Below are 23413 nucleotides of genomic sequence, written 5' to 3'. Positions count from 1 at the left end.
GTGGACTATCAATTAATTTCCGCTGTTTTTAGCCAGCATGGCTTCTCTGATAAATTTAACCGGTGCACTGCCGTAACTCAAGAACTTTTCGTTAAACTCTTTCAGTTTATATTTATCCCCCATTTTTTGTTTATAGGCATCCCTCAAATCTATAATTTCTTTATAGCCGGTATAATAACTTGTAAGCTGAACACTGGTTACGCTAACGCGTTTCCATTTGCCATCAGCTTCGGCCTGTTGTTGGAAAGCTTCGCGGGTTAATAGCTTAATTGCTTCATCTTTGGTCATACTGCCGCTGTGAACACTATAATCCAAAATGGTGTTACATACCGAACGCAGGTTCCATTTATACCACATCAGCATCATTTCCGGCTCGTTATTGCCAAAGCCGTTCTCCAGCATCATTTGCTCGGTGTATACGGCCCAGCCTTCGGCCATGGCACCGTTACCAAACACAGCTTTGATGATACTTGGGGCTTTATTGGAGTATACACCCTGAACATAGTGCCCGGGCACAGCTTCGTGAATGCTCAGGATCTGTAAAATATAATTATTGTATTCACGCAGGTAGCTTTCGGCCTTTTCCTTGCTCCAGCCTGCCAGGCTGCCTACGTTATAGTACGAATTACCATTTTTATCGTACGGGCCAGGGCCGCTCATAGATGCTCCTGCCACACCCGCCATATAACCAGGCTCTTTACGAATGATCAATGGTTTTGACGGATCGAGCGTTAACAGGTCTTTAGCTTTAACAAAGGCATTAAGCTTTGGTATGATTTGTTCAATTGATGACTGAAAATCTTCAGGCTTTACATGCTTTGATGATAGGGTATCTATCAGCTGGCTTATCATCAGCAGACTATCGGCAGGTGCAGCCTGTTTACCAAAGTATTTTGGCCAAAGCTGCTTGCTGATCTTAGTCATCTCACGGTGAATGTATTTTTTACGTTCAACGGCAGCATTGTAGATTTTCTCGGCAGTGTTGGTAGCTACAATTTCGTATTTAAACTTATCCTCATATAAATCCTTACCCAGCCTGAAACTTCTTGGGCGATCATTTTTAAGCGCTTTAAGCCAATCGGCATAGGCTTTAATGGCAACAACGCTCTGCGCAGCCCTGTCGGTCATTAGCTTTTGCTCAGCTTTGGGGATATTTGTTTTCTTAAGCGAATCGGCAAAGTCTTTTCCTATTACATCAAGCCCACCCAGATTTTGCTCAATAGCCAAACTGGTAAGTTCAGCTACCGGGTTTTTAATCTGCTTTTGGGCGTCTTTATAATACTGCGGAATAAACGACATACGCTGATAAAAATGACGCAGACGTTTAGGCAAAGGCTCATAGTGCTCGTTCAGGATGTAAGCGAACGTGCCGATAACGTTATATGACGATGGGTCCCACTCATATTGTTTTAACTGGCGCACCTGCCATTGCAGGTATTCAAGCTGATTTTGCAGAATCTTGTAATCTATTTTATTAGCTTCAGACAGGGTATTTACCTCAAAGCGACTCAATGAATCAACCTGGTATTTGGCAAAGGTCACCAGCTTATCGCGGCTTTGCTCATTTGGAAGCACCATCAGGCTGTCGTATTTATGATACCCTGCAGAGGTAGCCCAATCGGGGTTCAACTTCCAGAAGTTATCCAGAAACGTGTTCTCGTATTTAATAAAAGCTTCATCATCCTTCCCTAACAATGGGCCGGTGCCGCTGCCCCCATCTTTTTTACAGCCGATAAAGGCAACCATGAATAAAACAACGGCGAGTGCTAATTTTAAGAATATGTTTCTGACCACAACTGATGAGTTTTACAATGAAGCATAAACTTAAAACTTTTAAGCCAAATAAATCAAACCGGCGACAGAATTTGTTACTTTAACAAACATTTGGCCCCAGGCTCTCTAAAGGGGATGCGTAACTAACTATTATAATTTTGATTTACCTATGAATAACGAACACCAGGTTTTATTTGATGAGATCACTCATTTACTACGGGGCGGCAACGCACATGCTGATCTGAAAAAAGCGCTCGATGGTTTACCGCCCAATCTTCGTGGGGTTAAAGTTGATAAACTTCCTTATACTATATGGCAACTGGTTGAACATATCCGGATAGCCCAGTGGGATATGCTTGAATTTAGCAAAGACGGCAGCCACGAATCACCAAACTGGCCCGATGATTACTGGCCAAAAGAGCTTGCACCCAAAGATGATGCAGCATGGGATAATAGCCTTGAACAGATTGACAGTGATTTGGAAGAGCTAATAGAAATGGTGAAAAGCGAGGATATTTATAAAAAAATTCCGCATGGCGATGGGCAAACTATACTCCGGGAAGCGTTACAAGCAGCCGATCATAACGCTTACCACATTGCCGAGATCATCATGATCAGAAGGTTATTAGCGGCCTGGTAATTATTTTCATGTCATTGCAAGCGTAGCGCAATGACATGAATTTAGTGTTATTACCTTGTCGTCTTCAGCACAAAATTAGTTATAGCCGTTACAAACTCCGGTTTAAGCGGTAAATCAGGCTCATTATAAGTTGCCTTGTTCTTTTCCTTATCTGCCGGGGCTTCTTTCAGCACATGGTTCATGTTAGGGATAATATCAAGTATAGCATCCGACTTTGCTTTTTTCAGCTTTTCGGCGTCACCAACAGTTACCTGTAAATCGGTGGTTCCCTGGATGATCAATACCGGGGCTTTTACCTTCCTGATCTCGCGCTGAGGGTTATACCTGAACCACGACATCAGGTATTTTTGAATACTTGGCCTGGCTATAAAGTATAATGCAGGGTCGATATTATCGGTTGTTTTTCCCCGCTTCAGGCTATCCAGCATACGATTAAATCCATCTGATATAAAAGCAGGCTGCGATTTCATTTGCTCGGTAAGGATCTTATCGGCCGAATCGCCGGCACCGGCTACAGATATAAAGCCCTTTATCGGCTCATCAAGCGAAGCCATCATGCCAACTAACGAACCTTCGCTGTGTCCAAGAATAATTATACGTGAAAAACGCTCATCTGACGAAAGCATGTTAAGCAAGGCGGCGGCATCTTCTACATAATCCTCAAACCTGATCTCGTTTTCCTTAATGGAAGTTGTGCTTTGCCCAACCAGGCGTTTATCGTAACGAAGTGATGCTATGCCTTTTTTCCCAGTTCATTAGCTATCATTTTATAAACATTGGCGTGAAGCCCCAATTTAGGACTGTTACCGTCCCTGTCGGTAGGGCCAGAGCCTGCAATGATCAATACCAACGGCACCTTTCCGTTAGCATCCTTAGGCATGGCCAATGTTCCGGATATTGAACCCAATAAAGTTTTAACAGTTACAGGCGACTCAACCAAAGAAGGATCGGTAGATATGCTTGTAGCCGCCGCCGTACTTGGCGCAGCAGTTGCAGCCGGCGCTTTGTACGGTGTCAATGACAGGCCTGTAAATTTATTATCGGCATTTAATGATATATTTAATAAAAAAACACTTTTCTGAAATGTAGCTTTATAATGCGCTATCGGGGTTTCATAGCTTTCAAAATCAGCCTGTAACAATGAGCCCAATTGTGTTTTTAACTGCACAGTTGTACTTTTGAAATCGGCTTGTGAAAGTGCCTTCTTCATTTCTGGCCCAAACAAGCTGTACACGCTATCCGGCTGGTTATTGTTATATAGTTGCTTAAACTTATTTAAAGCCACAGCATAGTTGGCCGGTGGCATTTGGGCAAACAATTTCCCTGCAAAACAGGTAATTAATATAAACAGATACAGTTTTTTCATGTTATAATGGTCAATATACAGTGCGATGATGTATTGAGGCCGAAAATAAAGAAAAAATCATGTTGTTTTGTTTATTTATGCCATTGCGCGCGTTTTGGCAAACAATATTTAGTTGTAATAATGTAAACCCTTTTACCCGGCATAATCCATACTAATGTTGCAACATTGTTTGATATTATATCGTTAAAATACCAATACAATACATATAGTTTTATATATATTGTATTATATTGCGATACATTTTATAATTTTTTAAACTATAGCAAACTTCTACATCTACTAATTAATGAGGGTTTTAACAGCAGGCTTTTTTTTGCATTCCTGACAGGAATGTATTGTAATTCGTTTGCTCAAACAAAACCTTCAACAATACAGGGTAAAGTTTTAATCGAAAATAACCAACCGGCCGATGCAGCCACCGCAGTATTGCTTGCTGCTGCCGATTCATCTGTATTAAAATCAAACATGGTAAATAAAAATGGCCAGTTTGAATTTCAGGGACTACAGCCTGATAGCTACCTCGTGCTTATCAGCAAAATAGGTTACGTAAAAGTTTATGCCGGCCCTTATAAAGTTACCGCAGGCCAAAAAATAACAGCCAACGATATTGTTTTAAAACTTTCGGATAACCAGCTAAAAGAAGTTAAGGTAGTTGCCCGAAAGCCATATATTGAGGTAAAACCCGGTAAAATTGTATTAAGTGTACAAAACAGCATCCTGGCCGAAGGAAATTCGGCCTTTGATATCTTGCGGCAATCGCCTGGGGTAAGGGTTAACAGCAACGAAACTTTAAGTATTAACGGCAGACAAGCAGCATTAATAACCATCGACGGTAAACCTACCAACCTTACCGGCGATGATCTTACCAGTTTGCTCCGCAGTATGCAAAGCAGCACTATTGACCAGGTTGAAATGATCAGTAGCCCGTCGGCCAAATACGATGCATCAGGCGGGGGCATCATCAACATCATTTTAAAAAGGGTAAAAACCTAGGCACCAACGGTACGGTTACTGCCATGGCGGGTTATGGAAAGTATTACAAAAGTACAGCAGGCATTGTTTTCAACAACCGCACCAGTAAACTCAATATTTTTGGAAATTACACTTACGATAATAATAAAGGCACACGCACTATTACAACCAACCGTAATATTACTTATAACGAAACCCTGAGTAATTACGATGTTGATTATAACAATATTCAAAAAACCACTAACCACAACTTTAAAATAGGGGCCGATTATACCATCAACCCAAAGCAAACTATAGGCTTTTTAGTAAGCGGAATTATCAGGAGTGATGATTTTACAAAGCACAACGACCTCTACATCAGCAATCAGCATCAGCTCGATTCAGTAATCAGGGCCCGTTCAAACCTCGACAGGGGCAGCAACTATTTAAACTACAATATCAATTATAACGCGGTGTTGGATAAAAGCGGCCGCAGTATCTCGGTAGATGGTAACTATTCAACCTACACCCGCCACTCTAATGAATTTATTACCAATAGCTTTTTTACCCCGGCGGGCAATACTTACCGCGATGATCTTGAGTTGGAAAACCTTTCGCCGTCAGATATTCACATCTGGACATCAAAAGTTGATTTTGTTAACCCATTAAATAAAACCTCACGATTGGAGACAGGCATTAAATATAACAACACCCGCAGCAATAATAATCTCATTTTTGGCCCCAAAATAAACAACATATATGAGGCCGACCCCAATTTCAGCAACAGGTTCCTTTACACCGAAGCAGTGAGCGCGGGGTATATCAATTATGTAAATAAAATAGGTAAGTGGGATATTACCGCAGGTGTACGTGCCGAAAACACTCATGCAACCGGCAAATCATGGGGATTAAATGAGCGGGTACCGATGATAAATACCAATAATTATTTTAACCTCTTTCCGCAGTTACAGATAAGCTATGAGGCCGATAAAAAACATCATCGGTATTGGTTATAACCGTGGTATTCACAGACCGCTTTATGAAGATATCAATCCATTTTTGTACTATACCGACCTGTATGATTATCGTGCAGGCAACCCTCAGCTAAAGCCGGAATACACCAACACTATACAGATTTCCCATACTTATAATCAAACTTTTTCAACTGAGCTATATTATACGGTTACTAATAATGCTTATGATTTTCCAGTATATCAGCAAAATGATTCGACTAAGGTTAACATAACTCTCCGTAAAAACTTCGGGCAGATCTTTGTTTACGGGGCTTCATTCTATGCGCCTGTGCAATTTACCAGATGGTGGTCGGCCAGTTTTAATCTTGATGCTATTTATGTGCGTTACAAAGCGTACGCGCAAAACGGGGATTTTGACAGGGGTAAGCAGGACATTATTTTTGGCAGCACACAAAATTTCACCATCACCGGTACATTACTTGGTGAAATATCGGGCAGGTATGAAACCCCAACTATTTACGGCATCAATGAATTAAAAGCAAGCTATTCGGTAAACGCGGGTATCAGCAAGCAAATATTGGATAAGCGGGCCACTGTTAAATTAGCACTAAACGATGTATTTAATACCGACAGAGGGCGCAACCATGCCAGCTATCAAAACATTGATCTTTCGGAGGTAAACAAACGCGATACGCGCATTGTAAGGCTCAATTTTACCTATCGTTTTGGCAAAAGCACCATTAAATCGGCTAACAAACGCAATACGGGTAATGATGATGAGCGCCGCCGCACCGGAAATTAATAATGCGCATACCTAACCTTTAATTCAGGGTATTTGCCTTTTATATGGGTAACAAAGAAATGCCCAAGCGAATCGGAGTTAATAAACTTGTTATAGGCAGATAAAGGAAAACCAAAGTACTGCCACACACCGCCATTTTCCCGAAATTCGAGTTCAAGAATGCGGGCCTCAGGGTCATAGCCAACGCTGCTTAAAGCCGATGATTGTACTGTAAGTCGTTGCATTTATTATATATACTATATTAAATACAAAAAAGTTTTTAAAATATCAGCCCGCGTGACCGCTTATCATACTGGTTAAAATGATAAGCAGCACAAGTACAGTAATGGCTGTGTACAGGTAATCTTTTTCCATAACAAAGCCAATAGCCGAAAACACCACCCTGATAACCGGCGTAGCTATCAGCAAAATTATCCCGGCCTGAATAATGGCCCTGCCGCGTAAGGTAAATATCCCCTGTATAATACCACCCGGATTACTCACAAAATCGGGCACACCAACAAATTTGCTATAATCAACGTGGGTTTGTCCATGTCTGTACAGGTAAATAACCCCACCAATAAAAATAACGCTCATTGATACCAGCACTCCCGTGCGCAGTATCCAGCCTATTACGGCTTGCATATCGGTATCTTTGAATTTGTTCATTAGCTCAATTGTTCATTAGTTCATTGGTGGCTTAGTTCAAAAAGCATTCATTAAATCTGTCATTCTATACTTCAGAAAAGACCAATGAACGATTGAACTAATGAACCAGTGAACTATATAGTTCCTGTAATTCCTTTATATATCATTTGCGATGCCAAAAAAGTAACCACCACGGCAAAAACCACGCGTAGCCATCCCGATGAAGAGGTATGTACCAATATTTTTGATCCGCTTAAGGCACCTAATAAAACCCCTATAGCTACCGGCATCGAAAGCCCCGGATCAATGTACCCCCGTTGCAGGTAAACTACTGCACTTGCGGCTGCCGTAACCCCTATCATAAAGTTACTGGTAGTAGTTGATACCTTAAAAGGGATGCGCATAATGCCATCCATCGCCAAAACCTTCAGCGCTCCCGAACCTATGCCCAGCAAGCCTGATATTACGCCTGCAAAAAGCATCATGAAAAATCCACCGCCTACGTTCCTTACCGAATAGGTTACCTCCCCTGTTGGGCCGGGGAAACTGCCGTTTAATTTTAGCTTTTCGGCTAGTACACTTTTTTGCTGATGGATTTGCTGCGATTTTTTCCGTAACGACATTACTGCCGAAAGGATCAGGATCACTCCGAATAAAACTGCTATAAAATTAGTCGGGATATAAACCGCTATCAGTGCGCCAACCATGGCGCCAGCCGTTGTGGCAATCTCCAGAAACATCCCCAGCCTGATATTGGTGATTCCTTCTTTAACGTACGCTGCGGCAGAACCTGATGATGTAGCAATAACCGAGATCAGCGAAGCCCCGATGGCGTATTGAATATCCACCCCAAGTAAAATAGTGAGCAGCGGAATAATAACAACCCCGCCACCCAACCCGGTTAACGAGCCCAGCAAGCCCGCCAAATATGACCCAACAAGTATAATAAGTGTTAGTACTGTTACCGACATAGGGTAATTGATATTTACTGGCTAAAGTAAGGATTTTATCATTAGGTAAGGGAGCCGACAAATCATTGCTTATGTTAATGGTAGTTTTGTAATACAACTATTGAAAATATCCTGATGACAATGAAATGAATCCTCCCAATGAACTAATTTCTTAATTTCGCCCTATGGGTTACTCAAGTTTACAAGCCTGCATTACCGATCTCGAAAAAAATGGTCACTTGGTTCGTATCAAAGAACAGGTTGATCCCTATCTGCAAATGGCTGCAATACATTTACGTGTATTTGAAAATGAGGGGCCCGCTATATTATTTGAGAATGTAAAAGGCAGTAAATTCCCCGCAGTATCTAACCTGTTTGGTACACTCGACAGGTCGAAATTCATATTCAGGGACACGCTCGAAAAGATCAAGGTTCTGGTCGATATTAAAAACGATCCCATAAAGGCTATAAAAAATCCTTTTAAATATGCAGGTGTTGGCTTAACGGCGCTCTCGGCATTGCCTATGAAAAGCGGTGCAGGCGCGCCTATTAAATTTGGCAAATGCAACATCAGCGATATCCCGCAAATTGTAAACTGGCCTATGGATGGTGGCCCGTTTGTTACCATGCCCCAGGTATATACTGAGGATGCCGACAAACCGGGCATTATGAACGCCAACCTGGGCATGTACCGCATCCAGCTTGCCGGTAATGACTATGTACAAAACCAGGAGATTGGTTTACATTACCAGATACACCGGGGTATTGGTGTGCATCAAACCAAAGCCAATGCCAAAGGGCAACCCTTAAAAGTTAGCATTTTTGTAGGCGGACCGCCGGCACATCCGGTAGCTGCCGTAATGCCCCTGCCCGAAGGCTTATCAGAAATGACTTTTGCAGGCGCATTAGGGAACCGTCGCTTCCGATACTTTTATGATGCCGAAGGTTTCTGTATTTCGGCTGATGCTGATTTTGTGATCACTGGCACAGTTATGCCGCACGAAAATAAACCTGAAGGGCCCTTTGGCGATCATTTGGGCTATTACAGTTTGGTACATCCTTTCCCGCTGATGAAAGTACATAACGTTTATCACCGTAAAGATGCTGTATGGTCGTTTACTGTGGTTGGTCGCCCGCCGCAGGAGGATACCAGTTTTGGGGCACTAATCCACGAAATTACCGGTTCGGCTATTCCTAAAGAAATTCCGGGCTTGCATGCAGTTAATGCTGTTGATGCCGCCGGTGTGCATCCACTGCTCTTCGCTACCGGCAGCGAGCGCTATACCCCCTATCTTAAAGAGCGTAAGCCGCAGGAGATAGTTACTATCGCCAATCACATATTGGGCAAAGGCCAGCTAAGTCTTGCTAAATACCTATTCATTGCCGCGCAGGAAGATGACCCAAAACTTAATGTAAACGATATTGGTGGTTTCCTGAAGCATATTCTGCAAAGGATAGATCTTACCCGCGACCTGCATTTTTATACCAATACAACCATCGATACACTTGACTATAGCGGCGAAGGCTTAAACTCGGGTAGTAAATTAGCTGTTACCGTAGCCGGCGAAATCAAGCGTGAACTGTGGGCTGAGCTGCCCGATTGGTTTAGTCTCCCCCGCCCCATCAGCGCTTACAAAATGGCCATGCCTGGTGTGCTCATGGTTGAAGTGCCCAAACATGTAAATCACAAGGACATAGATAATATTATCAGCATTATAGAATACAGCCTGCAGGATGAAGACCTTACCGGCTTGCCCTTAATGGTACTTTGCGATGATGCCGGTTTCGCCGCACAAACCGTCAACAATTTCGTCTGGGTAACCTTTACCCGCAGCAACCCATCGCATGATATTTACGGTGTGGGCAGCTTTACCGAACACAAACACTGGGGTTGTAAAGGCCCACTGATTATTGATGCCAGGATAAAACCCCATCACGCCCCTGTGCTTGAACGGGTACCTGAGGTTGAAAAAACAGTGGACAAATTGGGCGAAAAAGGCGGATCGTTGTTTGGGGTTATTTGAGTCTGAACCGGGATTAAACAGATTCGGGGATTTATAGGATTTCCAATTCTGTTAATTCTTAAATCCTGCAAATTCTTATTCAGACAGCGTTAAGGATTGCAGCGGATACCGGCCATGTGGCTAAGGCCCGCGCAGTATGCGCGGAAAGCCTGGGCCGCAGGCAACGCCATTATTGATTTCGGATCTGGCATGTTCGATTTCGGATTTGAAAATATTATTGTCTTAAAAAGTCACAAGTGAGCCACGCACAATCAAGCGCGCAACACTTGCGCCAAAAGAAGAAAATACATATATCCTCGTTGCCGTGTCCCCACGGCAACTTTTGCCTTAGCCGAGTATTTAAAGAGAGGCTCCAATCTATTCAAATTAGATACTTCAATTACTCAAAATCTAACTTTAAACGCAACCAAGGCACTTTTTCAAAAAATAAACCTCTAATAAACTCTTAATCTACAATCACTAATCACTATATTAGCATCCTTTTAATTTTAATCATGGATATATTTTACGGAACAGGGGTAGCTATGGTAACCCCTTTTCATGCGGATGGTCAAATTGACTACAACGGGTTGAGAAACCTGATTGAACATTTGATTGATGGCGGGGTGGAATACCTGGTGTCGTTAGGTACAACCGGCGAAAGTGCCACATTGAGCGAGGCTGAACGAAAGCAGGTTTGGGCTTTCACAGCCGAAGTGGTAAATAAGCGCGTTGGCCTGGTGGCGGGTATTGGCGGTAATAATACTCATGAAGTTGTTGAGCAGATAAAATCGTTTGATACAGAAGGCTATGATGCTATACTTTCAGCAAGCCCGCATTATAACAAACCTACCCAGGAGGGCATTTATCAGCACTACAGGGCTATAGCACAAAATACTAAACTACCTATAATCCTGTATAACGTACCAAGCCGTACAGGCAGTACCATCAGCGCCGAAACAACTGTACGCCTGGCAAAGGAGTTTAAAAACATAATCGGCATCAAAGAAGCATCGGGCAATTTCGACCTGTTTAACCAGTTGATGCGCGACAAACCCGAGGATTTCCTGTTTATATCAGGCGATGATCCGGTTACTTTGTCCATGATGGCTTTAGGCGGGGTTGGTGCGATATCTGTTATTGGTAATGCTTTGCCGCGTCAATTATCTGACATGGTTAGGCTTTTGCTGAATAATGATTATAAAGGCGCGCACGAAGCACATTTTAACCTGATTGAGTTTACCCGATTAATGTTTGCCGAAGGCAGCCCTGCAGGTGTTAAAACTGCCCTAAAACAATTAGGCATCTGCGGCGATACAGTACGGCTACCATTGGTACAGGTAAGCGAAAAAACTGCAGATGCTATTGCCGTTGAGCTTAAAAAGCTGGCTCCGGTAGCAGTAAAAGCATAAAATACAAGAATCATCTACAAGCGTCATTGCTATGTACGAAGCAATCCCCTATTAGCAGGTATGCCCTGTAAAGTTTGCGATTGCTTCGTACCTAACAATGACGTTTTTTATATTCCCTGGAGGGCTTTTTTAGCCACATGTCGAAGCTTTCCATAAAATAAAAAACCCGGTCAATGGACCGGGTTTTTTATTGGAATAAGATGATAAAAATCTTACTAAGCCTCTTTATTCTTCGCCTCCTGAACTTCAAGGCGGATTGCCTGTGCCAGGTTTTTTAGATCCTGCATACCTTTACGTACACGTGTACCGGCAGCGCTGTTTCCTTTATTGTAGAATTTGTCGGCGTCGGCCTCTAAAGCTGCTACAAGCTCTTTTACTTCAGTAAATTTTTTCATTTAATTACTCCTTTTAAATTTTGAGGTTTATTGTTTTAATTAAAGCTAAGCTAAAATGTTTTTTGTTAATTAAAAACTTTTAAAGCCAAAAAATACGGCCTTGACAATGGTTTTTTTCCACATTTTTACCGTTTTTACTTTATTAGCTTTTGCTTATTTTTCATTAAAAAGTTCAAATCAAACTTATACTTTAAAATAAGTTTGATTAATAATCAAAATACAGAACATAAATTACTATAAATAATATTTACGGCAATCTATACACCCTAAACACAGTATTTAAATACTATTAAGTATTAATATATCCAGCGGGTTTAAAAAGTCTGCTGCAGTATATCAGGATAGTGCTGATGCACTTTTAGTATCAATTCGCCAAATAAAGTGTTAGCCCAGGCAAACCATTTGCGGGTAAAGTCCTTTGCATCGTCTTTATTAAAGGATTCGTGCATGAAACCGGTGCCTGCATGTGTGCTTTTCAGCCATTTGATACACTGTACAATCTCTGCTTTATCGGTTGATGTAATACCGCGCATAATGATTGCCATTGGCCAAATATAACCTATACCCACGTGCGGACCACCAATGCCTTCGGCAGCTGTGCCTTTAAAATAGTAAGGATTACTATCGCTCAACACAAACTTACGGGTGCTTTGGTACAGCGGGTCATCAACTTTTACAGAATCAAGATAAGGCAGGGCCAACAGACTCGGAACGTTCGAGTCATCCATGAAAAGTTGATTTCCATAACCATCAACTTCAAACGGAATAACCTGGCCAAATTGCGGGTGATTACCCACAGCGTATTGCTTAAGCGCTGCCTGAACCTCATTTGCTAATGCTTTGCAGGCATCAGCGGTGGCACTATCATGGCCTATAGTGCTGTACATTTCGGCCATCTGATTTAAGCTTGCTACCGCGAAATAGTTTGACGGGATCAGGAATGGATAAATGGTTGCATCATCCGACGGACGGAAGATGGAGCAGATCAAACCAACTGGTTTAACGGGATTCCCATAGCCTCTATTTGGTGCGGTATCACTTTGTGTTTCGGTTTTGCGCTGGAAAAAGTATGGGCCTTTACCATCCTTACGTTGCTGTTCTTTGAAAGTAGCCAGGATGATCTTACCTGCTTTTTGCCAGCTCTCGTCGAAAAAGCTACTGTCGCCACTTATTTTCCAATAATTGTAAGCCAGCCTTACAGGGTAGCAAAGTGAATCTATTTCCCATTTGCGCTCGTGCAATTCGGGTTTCATGGTAGTGCGATCGCTGTCCCATTCGCTGCCGGTTGGGCCCTCGTTAAAGGCATTTGCATACGGGTCAATGATCACGCACTTAGCCTGGCGGCTCAATACACCCTGGATTAATTTTTTTAATGCCGGGTCATTTTTAATGAGTGGTAGATACGGCCAAACCTGTGCCGATGAATCACGCATCCACATAGCGTTGATATCGCCCGTGATTACGAAGGTATCAGGCTTACCATCTTTTTCAGAATAGTTTACGGTAGTATCTAAAGTGTTTGGATAGCAGTTTTCAAAAAGCCAGGCAACTTCAGGGTCTTTGATGTCGGCCTTAACCTTTTTAATGATGGCTTCAACAGCCTTGCTGGTGAACTTACGGTCGGCCAGTTTTGGGCGCTGGCTTTCAAAGGCAGGAGCCACAGCCGAAGCAAATACAGGAGTTACACCTAAACCGATACCGGCAGCTGCAACGCTGTTAATTTTTATAAAATGTCGTCTGGTTAATTTCATGGTTTTGATATGGTAGGCGTAAAAATAGAAAAGGGTTTTTGTTAAACAAAAAAGCTTGCTAAAATAATTTAGAAACGTTTTATCAAGGATTTTTAAGGGGTGGTAATCTTCAACGTAGAGATGCATCACATACGTCTGCCCAAGGGGCAAAAGCTCCTCCCCATTTATTCACCATAGCGGCATTTCAAACGGGAGATGCATGTGATGCCTCTACATCAAATGCAAAAAAACAAAAAAAGCCCCGGATCTCTCCGAGGCTTCTAAGTATTATCAAATGCGTTTAAGCAATTTCCAGTTTATTCTCTTTGTAATAACCGGCCTTTAATTTTTCACCGATAGCGCTGTACGCATCAAGAGTACGTTGTACATCCTCCAAACTATGAGCCGCTGTTGGGATCAGCCTTAGTACAATTAAGCCTTTAGGGATAACCGGGTACACTACTATTGAGCAAAAGATACCATAATTCTCGCGCAAGTCTCGGGTTAAGGCTGTGGCCTCAAAAAGATCACCCTTTAGAAATACCGGGGTAACCATAGTGTTTGAAGCACCCAGATCAAAGCCACGCTCTTTTAAACCTGCTTGCAAGGTATTTGCAATCAACCATAATTTCTCGCGAAGTTCTGGTTGAGTCTTTAACATTTCAAAGCGTTTTTTCAAACCTAATACCATAGGCATTGGCAACGCCTTGGCAAAAGTTTGCGAACGCATGTTGTAGCGCAGGTAGTGGATAATATCCTGATCGGCAGCTACAAAAGCGCCAATACCCGCCATTGATTTGGCAAAGGTGGCAAAGTACACATCCACCTCGTCCATACAATCCTGCTCTTCATGTGTACCCGCACCGGTTTTACCCATGGTACCAAAACCGTGTGCGTCATCAACCAGTAAACGGAAGTTAAATTTCTTTTTAAGGTCGGCAACTGCTTTAAGTTTGCCTTGCGCACCCGACATACCAAAAACACCTTCGGTAATTAACAGGATACCGCCGCCGGTTTGTTCGGTTAGGCGAGTTGCACGTTCAAGCTGTTTTTCGCAGCTTTCAATATCGTTGTGCTGGTAAACAAAGCGTTTACCCATATGTAAACGTACACCATCAATAATACAGGCGTGCGATTCGGCATCGTAAACAATAACGTCATTCCGGTCAACCAGCGCATCAATTATAGATACCATTCCCTGGTAACCGTAATTTAGCAAAAAGGCCGATTGCTTGCCAACAAAGGCAGCCAGGTTGTTCTCCAGCTCTTCGTGATGAATTGAGTTCCCCGACATCATTCTTGCGCCCATAGGGTAAGCCATACCGTAATCAGCAGCAGCTTGCGCGTCGGCCTGCCTTACTTCGGGATGATTAGCCAAGCCAAGGTAGTTATTCAGGCTCCAAACTAAATGCTCTTTTCCCTTAAACTCCATGTGCGGGCCTATCTCACCTTCCAGCTTAGGAAAAGAAAAATAACCATGCGACCACTTTTGATGCTGACCTATCGGCCCACCCAAGCTTTTTGTTATTTTATCAAATAAATCCAAAATGAATTGTTTTTATAAATTTAGTTGCAAATATAGCCGTTAAAACACCTTTAAACAATAGCTATAACTTTTTAGAATAGCTTATAACCAACGGAAGAGAAACAAGAAACCAAGAGGTAAGAATCAAGAGAAGAAATATTCTTTGGCCTAAATATAAAACGGCTGTCATTTCGACGAACAGAGTGATGGCCTGTGTGATCAGGTGAGGAGAAATCTTATACGCCCTGCAATTACTACATACCACGCGCCACTGCATAGCATACAAGATTTCTCTTTCGCCCCAACGCCCTCTGCCCCCCTTGCTCTATCGAAATGACATTTTTTATTTACTATAATAACAAAAAGGGAGATCAACGCTCAGATTTAATTCTTTTGTTGATCTCCCATTCAATTATTGTGGTTTTTATTCTTTCTTGCCTCTTGACTCTAAAAATCCTGACTCTTAGTCCGCGTTTCCGTGCAGGTATGAATTGTTATTCCTTATCTCTACGTTACCTTCGCTATCCTGCATCAGGGAAAAACGTGAGATCTGGCTTTCGTCAGATGCAGGCGTATCCTGCAATGCTATCTCTTTACGTTTGTAAGCAGGTACATTTTCCAATTCCTGGATATTACCTGTACGCAGTTTCATGCTCAGGTCTTTCAGTCTCATAATGCGCTCGCGCGATTTTTTTAACTGCTCTTCTATCGATTCGTTGGTTTTGTTATCATCAGCCCCAACAGGTTGCGGTGCAGGAGTTGGCTCTGGTTCAGGCTCGGGCATACGTGGCTGTTCCCTTACAGGCTGCTCGTAGCTAACCGGTTCACTCATTTTAAAAGTAAACCCGGCAGTATCTGGCTCGTTATCAACCTCTGGCTCTTCATTCATTAGGCTATGCCTTACAACAGCAGGTTCTTCCTGGCGACTGCCGGCAAACATATCAAACAACCCAGCTTGCTTTGCATCTTCTTTAGGTGCTTTAGCATAAGGCTCGGCAGGAGCATCAACCTTAACTGGTTTAATAAATTCGTTAACCGGCCTTGCCTGCTGAGGCTCTTCAGGAACCAGCATAGAAACTATTTTCTTGTTGCTATTTTCCTTTTCGCGCTCATCTTTGGTTTGGAAACCGGTAGCAATGATAGTTACTGATAATTGCTCGCCCAGGTTTTCGTCGATACAGTTACCCCAGATGAGGTCGGCAGCTAAGCCGGCTTCTTCCTGGATATAATCAGTAATTACGCTGATCTCATCCATGGTAACCTCTTTAAGGCCCGAGCTGATGTTCAGCAAAATATATCTTGCGCCTTCAATTTCATTATCTTTCAACAACGGCGATGCCAACGCGCCTTCAACGGCTTTAAGAGCACGGTTTTCCCCATCGGCGCTAAAGCTGCCCATGATTGATACACCGCTATCCTTCATTACCGTGCGCACATCCTTAAAGTCCACGTTTATATAACCCGGCAAGGTAATGATCTCTGCAATGCCTTTAGCAGCCGTAGTCAATATATTATCAGCCTGTGCAAATGCAGAGCTCATGGTAAGGTTACCAAAGATCTGACGAAGCCTGTCGTTCGAGATCACCAGGAACGAATCGACATACTTGCGCAGTTCTTCCAAACCTGCATCGGCCTGCATTTTACGGCGTTTACCTTCAAAAGAGAAAGGTGTGGTTATGATACCCACCGTTAATATATCCATTTCGCGCGCAGCCTTGGCAATGATAGGGCTTGCGCCTGTACCTGTGCCACCGCCCATACCAGCTGTGATAAACAGCATTTTGGTATTAACGCCCAACATTTGTTTAATATCGTCGATATTTTCAATAGCCGAATTTTTACCAACTTCGGGTATTGAGCCTGCACCCATGCCCTCGGTTAAACTGGCACCCAATTGCACCTTGTTAGGTATAGGGCTCAGCTCCAATGCCTGGGCATCAGTGTTGCATATTATAAAATCAACACCGGTAATTCCTTGCCTGTACATATGGTTTACCGCGTTACCACCACCACCGCCAACACCAATTACCTTGATGATTGACGATTTTTCTTTTAACATTTCAAAATGCATAATCTTCGTTTTCAGCTATATGTAATTCAACCCAACATTAGATTTTACCATCGTAATAATAACACTTTTTCAACAAGGTTTATCCACATTTGTGAGCAATGTGAATAAGTTTAACCCTTGTGAATAAATATTATTTCAGAAAGTCCTCATCCTTAATGTCATCCTTAATAAATGTTATACTTTTTTCAGCAGCCTGTCTAACAAACCACCTTCTTTACTTTTTGTATCAAATTTTGGCTTAGCCGTTTTTACCTCAGCAGGGATTGCTTCATTCATGTATTCCATTTTCTGGATACCTTTTATTAACAAACCAATACCAGTAGCAAAAGTTGGGCTTTGCAATTCTTCGTATGTACCTTTTGGCAGCACTTCGTTTTTGGCCAGATGCTCGGTAGGGTAACCTACGCGGCAATCCAAACCGGTTACAAACTCAACCAGTTGACGCAAGTGTTTCAACTGTGCACCGCCGCCTGTTATCACGATACCAGCAATCAGCTTTTTCTCGTAGCCTGATGATTTGATTTCGTAGTAAACATGCTCCACGATCTCTTCCATACGGGCTTGAATTACATAAGCCAGGTTTTTCACCGAAATTTCTTTTGGCTCACGGCCACGCAAACCCGGTACACATACAATCTCATTTTCCTTGTTCTCATCGGCCAGGGCAGATCCAAACCTTACTTTCAGTTGCTCGGCAATGTTGCGCATTACTGAACAGCCTTCGCGGATATCCTCAGTTACACTATTGCCGCCGAAAGGGATAACAGCTGTATGGCGAATGATACCTTCATGGAAAATAGCTACGTCGGTAGTACCGCCACCGATATCAACCAAAACCACGCCGGCTTCTTTTTCCTCTTCGCTCAAAACAGATTCTGAAGATGCCAGCGGCTCAAGGATCAGTTCCTGGCTCTCCAAGCTGGCCTTGTTAACACATTTTACAATGTTTTTAATGGCCGTAACCTGACCAGATATGATATGGAAGTTAGCCTCAAGCCGAACGCCAGCCATACCTATCGGATCTTTAATACCGGGCTCATTATCCACAGTAAACTCCTGCGGTAATACGTGGATGATCTCCTCGCCAGGAGGCATCACCAGGTTATACATATCCTCTATCAGCTTATCAATATCCTTACGACCGATCTCTGATTGCAGATCGCGACGGGTTATTAAACCACGGTGCTGTAAACTTTTAATGTGCTGACCGGCAATACCCACGTTCACTACCCTGATTTCTACATTTGATTGCGAGCCCGCCACCTCCACCGCCTGATGAATGCCTTGTACTGTTTTATCTATATTTGAAACCACGCCGCGCGTCACACCCGCAGATTCGGCCTTGCCAATCCCTAAAACCTCAATCTTCCCATTCTTGCTCCTGCGCCCAACAATGGCACATATCTTGGTAGTCCCGATATCCAATCCTACTACAATTGGCGAACTTTTTTCCTGAGTTGAGCTTTTGTCCATATTACAATTTAATTTGAGATGTATCCCTTTTCGTCCTAAGCGAATCCTGTTTGGCAGTTTTAGCTGCCTTAATTGAATCTGCTTTTATATTTTCATTTTTTATACCAATAACCTGGTTGGTATATTTTACATTGATCACTTTATAAGTATCCCAGCCCACCTTTGGCAGCACCTGCTTGTAAAAAGCCTGCAGGTTGTTCAACTTTACGTTAAGCGAATCCGCGTTGCCGATCAGTATCCTTTGGTTACCTACCCTCGGAATCAGCTCAATCTCACGCTCGTTGTTTACATACATCTGCGCTATCTGTGCATCCCAAAGCGAATCCTTACGGATATAATCAGCCGTTTTAAACAAATCTTTAGCCAGGCGCGTATGTAACGAATCAACCCGGTTGGTAAACAGCTCTTCGATAAAACCATTAGCTACCAATACCCTCGCGGTAAAGTTTGATGATAACGGAATCTTTAAGCCGTTTTGATCTACATAAAAATCCATATCATAATGGTTCATGATCCGCAATATCGGTTGGCGCTGGCTTACCTCAACCCTCAATACACCGTCCATTTCAGTATAAACTTTGGCAAACTCAATAAACGGGTTCGCTTTCAATTTATCCTCCAGTTCCTGGATGTTAATGTTCTCGATAGGCCTGCCTACCAATGAGTGACTGGTAACTTCAATAATATGATCAACCTCCTGCTTGTCAATAAAATATTGCCCGCCGGGGATGCTCACGTTTACCGCGGTACACTTTACACCCGCTTTTTTTGCTTCAATAAAACTCATGAGCACCACAAGGCCACCCAGGCTTATTACCCAGGCACAACCTATTAACAGGCGCTTCCAAATGAGTTTTTTATTCATTACTTAATACTTGTTTTAATGGTTGTACCAGCGTGTCAATATCACCGGCACCTACCGTTAACAATAGTTCGGGCTTTTCGGCAGCTATAGCGGCCACCGCGGCCTCTTTACTTAATATCCTCTTGTTTTGCAATTGCATGCGGTTAAGCAGCATTTGCGAGTTAACACCTTCTATCGGCAATTCGCGCGCCGGATAAATTTCCAGCAATATCAGCTCGTCTACCATATCCAGCACCTCGGCAAAACCATCGGCAAAATCGCGGGTGCGGGTAAATAAATGAGGCTGAAATATGGCCGTTAATTTCTTAGCCGGGTATAATCTTTTTATTGATGATATACAAGCCCTCAATTCTTCGGGATGATGCGCATAATCATCAATGTAGATATGCTCTGGCGTTTTAACTATGTATTCAAACCTGCGTTTAACCCCTCTGAAAGATGCTAATGCTGCTTTAATGTTTTCCGGTGATATATCCAGTTTCAGTACCGCTTCAATGGCAGCTACGGCGTTCTCCACATTGTGGGTGCCGGCTATGCCCATTTTTATATCCGTGATATTTACCGCGGCGCTGTTATAATCAAAGTAAAAATCACCGTCAATTATCCTCACGTTTGAAGCATGTGCATCAGCAGTTTCATCTTCGAAAGCATAGGTATAACCACCATCCAATGGCAAACCATTTTTGTGCACCAGCGTACCACCCGGTTTTATCTGCGAAGCGAACAGCTTAAACGATTCGGTTAGATGCGCGTGATCACCATAGATATCCAAATGATCCGCATCCATTGAGGTGATGATAGCCACATCCGGATATAGGGTAAGGAACGAGCGATCATACTCATCGGCCTCAACCACCATTACGTTGTTTTTGCCATACAGCACATTGGTTTGGTAATTTGATGAAATACCACCCAAAAATGCAGAGCAATCATTACCCGATGCTTTAAGCAAGTGCGCTACCATGGTTGAGGTGGTAGTTTTGCCATGTGTACCGGCCACAGCAATAGTAAATGAGCTCTTGCTAATCAAGCCTAAAACCTGCGAGCGCTTGAACAACTCAAAGCCCTGATTTTTAAAATAGTTTAATATGTGCGAATCCTTTGGTACAGCAGGCGTATAAATAATAAGCGTATCGCTGCATGGTTTCTGGAAACTCATGGGAATGTAATCCGCATGATCTTCAAAAACAACCTGGATCCCCTCATTGTGCAACTGGTTGGTTAAATCAGTCGACGTTTTATCATATCCGCAAACAATACAACCCAAATGATGGAAATAGCGTGCCAGGCCGCTCATACCGATGCCGCCTATGCCTATGAGATAAACTCTTTTTATGTCGTGCAGTTCCATTTTTAAATTTGTTTAAAAAAGGCCCTCCTCCCTTTGGAAGAGGAGGACCATAATTTTAATTGTTACTTATTATTTGGATAAGTTCCTTTGCTATAACTTCATCGGCATTTGGCATGGCCATTTTACCAATGTTATTGCTCAATTTCTTTTGCAGATCGCGGTCTTCCAATAATTCAAGCGCCCTGTCAACCAGTTTTGCTTCAGCATCACGGTCGGCCACAAAAACAGCTGCGTTTTCATGCACCAGGGCCAAAGCGTTTTTAGTTTGATGATCTTCGGCCACATTTGGCGAAGGCACAAGGATCACCGGTTTTTTAATGGCACACAGCTCGGCAATAGTACCTGCACCCGCCCTTGATATGATAATATCAGCAGCGGCATAAGCCAAATCCATCCGGGTTAAAAACTCCCTGATCTGCAAATCGGGGTGATAACTTTCGCCCAGCTTTTCGATGATACTTTTATAGTAAAACTTTCCGGTTTGCCATATCACCTGTACATCAGCAGCCAGCAGTTTATCAATACCGTTCATGATACTGTTGTTCAGCGTACGTGCCCCAAGGCTACCGCCGGTTATCAGTATCGTTTTTTTAAAGGCCGAAAGATGGTACAACTCCAAAGCCTGCATGTGCTTGCCGGCAATGTTTACCGCATCCTTACGGATAGGATTACCGGTTTTGATGATCTTATCGGCAGGAAAAAACTTCTCCATACCATCAAAGGCCACGCAGATTTTCTTGGCATGCTTGCCTAACCATTTATTGGTAATACCTGCATACGAGTTTTGTTCCTGTATGAGGTACGGTATCCCTTTTAACGATGCGGCATACAGCAATGGGCCTGAAGCATAGCCGCCAACACCTACTGCAGCGTCTGGCTTGAAATCTTTTATGATCTTGATAGCCTTCCGTACGCTATTGGCGAGCTTAACAGGGAACATCAGGTTTTTAACTATCGAACCACGCTGAATCCCCTGGATGTCCAACCCGATGATCTTATAACCCGCCGCCGGAACCTTATCCATTTCCATGCGGCCGTTAGCGCCCACAAACAGGATTTCGGTATTGGGATCAATATTTTTTAAAGCATTGGCAATAGAGATAGCCGGGAAGATATGTCCTCCTGTTCCGCCACCGCTTATGATGATACGAGCCCCCCCGCCCCCTGAAGGGGGTGCTTTTGAGTTGCGTCTTTCATATTGCTTTTATCTTTCATTTGTTAGTTACTCTTTTTCAGTCACCTCTATTCCTCCCCCTTTAGGGGGTCGGGGAGTGCCTATGCCGTCCTGATCTCTCCCACTATGATCTTATTCGGCCCGGCATTATCCTCTTTGATAGTCTTATCTTTTTTAGGCTCTTCAATATCCTTACTTACCGATAGTATAATACCGAAGGCAATGCTTGTAAACAATATCGAGGTACCACCCATACTTACCAACGGCAGCGGCACACCGGTTACCGGCCCTAAGCCTACAGCTACAGCCATATTGGCAAAAGCCTGTATAGTTAAACTAAAACTTAAACCACACGCCAGCAATGCCCCAAAGGCTTTTGGCGCTTTAGTTATGATCTTGATACATCGATACAACAGGAATACATAGATCCCTACTACTATCACTCCGCCTACCAAACCATACTCCTCAACTATAATGGCGTAGATCTCATCAGAGTATGACTCGGGCAGGTAATTCCTTTCGGTGCTGTTCCCGGGACCTTTGCCAAATAAACCACCTGTTGCGATGGCAATTTTTGCGTGATCGCTTTGGAAAGATTTATCGGCCTTTGCCAGTTCGGGGTGCATAAACACCTTCATACGGGATACGTAAGTATGCCTCCTCGGCCCTAAGAATATTACGCCCAGCAACAATATAAAACCTGCAGCACAGGTAATAGCTATTTGCCTGATACTGATCCGGCCGATGATCAACAACAATATGCTAACCCCAAACAGCATTAAAGCTGTTGAAAGGTTGGCTAATGCAATCAGGATAAATACCACACAAACCGAACCCATGATAGGCAAAAAGGATTCTTTAACATTCTTAATGTTTTCCTGCTTGCGCGATAATGTACGGGCCAGGTAAGTAATCAATGCCAGCTTGGCCAAATCCGAAGTCTGAAAGCTCAACCCTGTTCCCGGGATAGCTATCCAGCGGCTTGCGTTATTAATATGACTACCAAAAACCAATGTATACAGCAACAGCGGAATGGTAACGATCATCATTACCTTAGAGATACCGGCATAATAGCGGTAATCAAGCTTGTGCGAAAAATACATCAGCGCAATCCCTCCTACTATCATTAACACGTGTTTCATGAGGATGATCTCGACTCCCTTACCCTGCTTAAATGCCAGCGTACCTACCGAGCTGTATACCGCCAACAAGGATATAACAGAAAGCAGTATGACTATAAGCCATATCCAGCGATCTCCTTTTGTATTGTTTAATATCCTATGCATTCCGAACCTTGATTTTTAGGATTTTGGGATTAACCTGATCCTATA

At 43.0% G+C, this 23413-nt stretch carries 21 protein-coding genes; 6 read left to right on the top strand and 15 right to left on the bottom strand.

The annotated features are described in order from the left end of the window. Nucleotides 1–12: 12 nt before the first annotated feature. Nucleotides 13–1794 carry a DUF885 domain-containing protein gene (locus ACQ86K_RS03405; RefSeq protein WP_256337526.1) on the bottom strand — a complete coding sequence of 594 codons (1782 nt, stop codon included), beginning with the start codon at nt 1792–1794 and terminating at the stop codon, nt 13–15. A 148-nt stretch (nt 1795–1942) separates the two neighbouring features. Between ACQ86K_RS03405 and ACQ86K_RS03400 the strand changes: the two genes are divergently transcribed. Further along, the gene (locus ACQ86K_RS03400) at nt 1943–2413 is read left to right on the top strand and encodes a DinB family protein (RefSeq protein WP_091173807.1); all 471 of its coding nucleotides are present in this window, start codon (nt 1943–1945) and stop codon (nt 2411–2413) included. 50 nt (nt 2414–2463) lie between these two features. On the opposite strand, the gene ACQ86K_RS03395 is transcribed toward ACQ86K_RS03400, so the two are convergent. Together ACQ86K_RS03395 and ACQ86K_RS03390 are read right to left on the bottom strand one after the other, a co-directional pair. Next, nucleotides 2464–3099: an alpha/beta hydrolase gene (locus tag ACQ86K_RS03395; RefSeq protein WP_431200784.1), complete on the bottom strand. Its 636-nt coding sequence runs from the start codon at nt 3097–3099 to the stop codon at nt 2464–2466. 47 nt (nt 3100–3146) lie between these two features. Beyond that, entirely contained in the window at nt 3147–3779 is a 633-nt protein-coding gene (locus tag ACQ86K_RS03390; RefSeq protein WP_431199800.1) for a DUF3887 domain-containing protein, read from the bottom strand. Between the two features lie 330 nt (nt 3780–4109). Between ACQ86K_RS03390 and ACQ86K_RS03385 the strand changes: the two genes are divergently transcribed. From ACQ86K_RS03385 to ACQ86K_RS03375, 3 genes are read left to right on the top strand one after another with little or no spacing between them, the layout of a single operon-like run. After that, nucleotides 4110–4772 (top strand): carboxypeptidase regulatory-like domain-containing protein, encoded by a 663-nt coding sequence (locus ACQ86K_RS03385; RefSeq protein ID WP_431199799.1) that lies wholly within the window; start codon nt 4110–4112, stop codon nt 4770–4772. A 23-nt stretch (nt 4773–4795) separates the two neighbouring features. Then, nucleotides 4796–5746, top strand: coding sequence for an outer membrane beta-barrel family protein (locus ACQ86K_RS03380; protein ID WP_431199798.1), 951 nt, complete (start codon nt 4796–4798; stop codon nt 5744–5746). After that, on the top strand, nt 5709–6506 hold the full coding sequence (locus tag ACQ86K_RS03375; protein WP_431199797.1) for an outer membrane beta-barrel family protein: 798 nt from the start codon (nt 5709–5711) through the stop codon (nt 6504–6506). The genes ACQ86K_RS03380 and ACQ86K_RS03375 overlap by 38 nt, the downstream gene beginning before the upstream one ends. On the opposite strand, the gene ACQ86K_RS03370 is transcribed toward ACQ86K_RS03375, so the two are convergent. From ACQ86K_RS03370 to ACQ86K_RS03360, 3 genes are all read right to left on the bottom strand, one after another. Next, nucleotides 6503–6730 carry a KTSC domain-containing protein gene (locus tag ACQ86K_RS03370; protein WP_091173819.1) on the bottom strand — a complete coding sequence of 76 codons (228 nt, stop codon included), beginning with the start codon at nt 6728–6730 and terminating at the stop codon, nt 6503–6505. The genes ACQ86K_RS03375 and ACQ86K_RS03370 overlap by 4 nt on opposite strands. A gap of 43 nt (nt 6731–6773) precedes the next feature. Further along, nucleotides 6774–7154: a DUF1634 domain-containing protein gene (locus ACQ86K_RS03365; RefSeq protein WP_091173822.1), complete on the bottom strand. Its 381-nt coding sequence runs from the start codon at nt 7152–7154 to the stop codon at nt 6774–6776. Nucleotides 7155–7267: 113 nt separating this feature from the next. Next, the gene (locus ACQ86K_RS03360) at nt 7268–8104 is read right to left on the bottom strand and encodes a sulfite exporter TauE/SafE family protein (RefSeq protein ID WP_091173826.1); all 837 of its coding nucleotides are present in this window, start codon (nt 8102–8104) and stop codon (nt 7268–7270) included. Between the two features lie 164 nt (nt 8105–8268). Here ACQ86K_RS03360 and ACQ86K_RS03355 point away from each other — a divergent pair, with 164 nt between their 5' ends. Both ACQ86K_RS03355 and dapA read left to right on the top strand, forming a co-directional pair. Next, on the top strand, nt 8269–10107 hold the full coding sequence (locus ACQ86K_RS03355; protein ID WP_091173830.1) for a UbiD family decarboxylase: 1839 nt from the start codon (nt 8269–8271) through the stop codon (nt 10105–10107). 494 nt (nt 10108–10601) lie between these two features. Then, entirely contained in the window at nt 10602–11498 is an 897-nt protein-coding gene (dapA, locus tag ACQ86K_RS03350) for a 4-hydroxy-tetrahydrodipicolinate synthase (RefSeq protein ID WP_091173833.1), read from the top strand. A 215-nt stretch (nt 11499–11713) separates the two neighbouring features. On the opposite strand, the gene ACQ86K_RS03345 is transcribed toward dapA, so the two are convergent. The 9 genes from ACQ86K_RS03345 to ACQ86K_RS03305 form a co-directional block, all read right to left on the bottom strand. Then, complete coding sequence (locus ACQ86K_RS03345; RefSeq protein ID WP_090529881.1) at nt 11714–11893, bottom strand: histone H1; 180 nt, start codon at nt 11891–11893, stop codon at nt 11714–11716. Between the two features lie 314 nt (nt 11894–12207). Beyond that, nucleotides 12208–13644: a glycoside hydrolase family 125 protein gene (locus ACQ86K_RS03340; RefSeq protein WP_091174094.1), complete on the bottom strand. Its 1437-nt coding sequence runs from the start codon at nt 13642–13644 to the stop codon at nt 12208–12210. A gap of 280 nt (nt 13645–13924) precedes the next feature. After that, on the bottom strand, nt 13925–15169 hold the full coding sequence (locus ACQ86K_RS03335) for an aminotransferase class I/II-fold pyridoxal phosphate-dependent enzyme (protein ID WP_090529883.1): 1245 nt from the start codon (nt 15167–15169) through the stop codon (nt 13925–13927). 442 nt (nt 15170–15611) lie between these two features. Then, complete coding sequence (gene ftsZ / locus ACQ86K_RS03330) at nt 15612–17219, bottom strand: cell division protein FtsZ (RefSeq protein WP_090529886.1); 1608 nt, start codon at nt 17217–17219, stop codon at nt 15612–15614. 174 nt (nt 17220–17393) lie between these two features. Next, nucleotides 17394–18692 carry a cell division protein FtsA gene (gene ftsA, locus ACQ86K_RS03325; protein ID WP_431199796.1) on the bottom strand — a complete coding sequence of 433 codons (1299 nt, stop codon included), beginning with the start codon at nt 18690–18692 and terminating at the stop codon, nt 17394–17396. A 1-nt stretch (nt 18693) separates the two neighbouring features. Next, entirely contained in the window at nt 18694–19557 is an 864-nt protein-coding gene (locus ACQ86K_RS03320) for a cell division protein FtsQ/DivIB (RefSeq protein WP_176844556.1), read from the bottom strand. After that, entirely contained in the window at nt 19550–20908 is a 1359-nt protein-coding gene (gene murC / locus ACQ86K_RS03315; protein ID WP_091173844.1) for a UDP-N-acetylmuramate--L-alanine ligase, read from the bottom strand. Before murC ends, ACQ86K_RS03320 begins: the two co-directional genes overlap by 8 nt. A gap of 55 nt (nt 20909–20963) precedes the next feature. After that, a complete protein-coding gene (gene murG, locus ACQ86K_RS03310) occupies nt 20964–22055 on the bottom strand; it encodes an undecaprenyldiphospho-muramoylpentapeptide beta-N-acetylglucosaminyltransferase (protein ID WP_431200783.1) in 1092 nt (363 codons plus the stop codon). A 128-nt stretch (nt 22056–22183) separates the two neighbouring features. After that, on the bottom strand, nt 22184–23368 hold the full coding sequence (locus tag ACQ86K_RS03305) for an FtsW/RodA/SpoVE family cell cycle protein (protein ID WP_091173848.1): 1185 nt from the start codon (nt 23366–23368) through the stop codon (nt 22184–22186). Nucleotides 23369–23413 lie beyond the last annotated feature (45 nt).

This window comes from Mucilaginibacter sp. P19 (genome assembly GCF_050632265.1).
GTDB classification, from domain to species: Bacteria; Bacteroidota; Bacteroidia; order Sphingobacteriales; family Sphingobacteriaceae; genus Mucilaginibacter; species Mucilaginibacter gossypii.
This window is presented reverse-complemented; position numbering and strand designations above follow the sequence as displayed.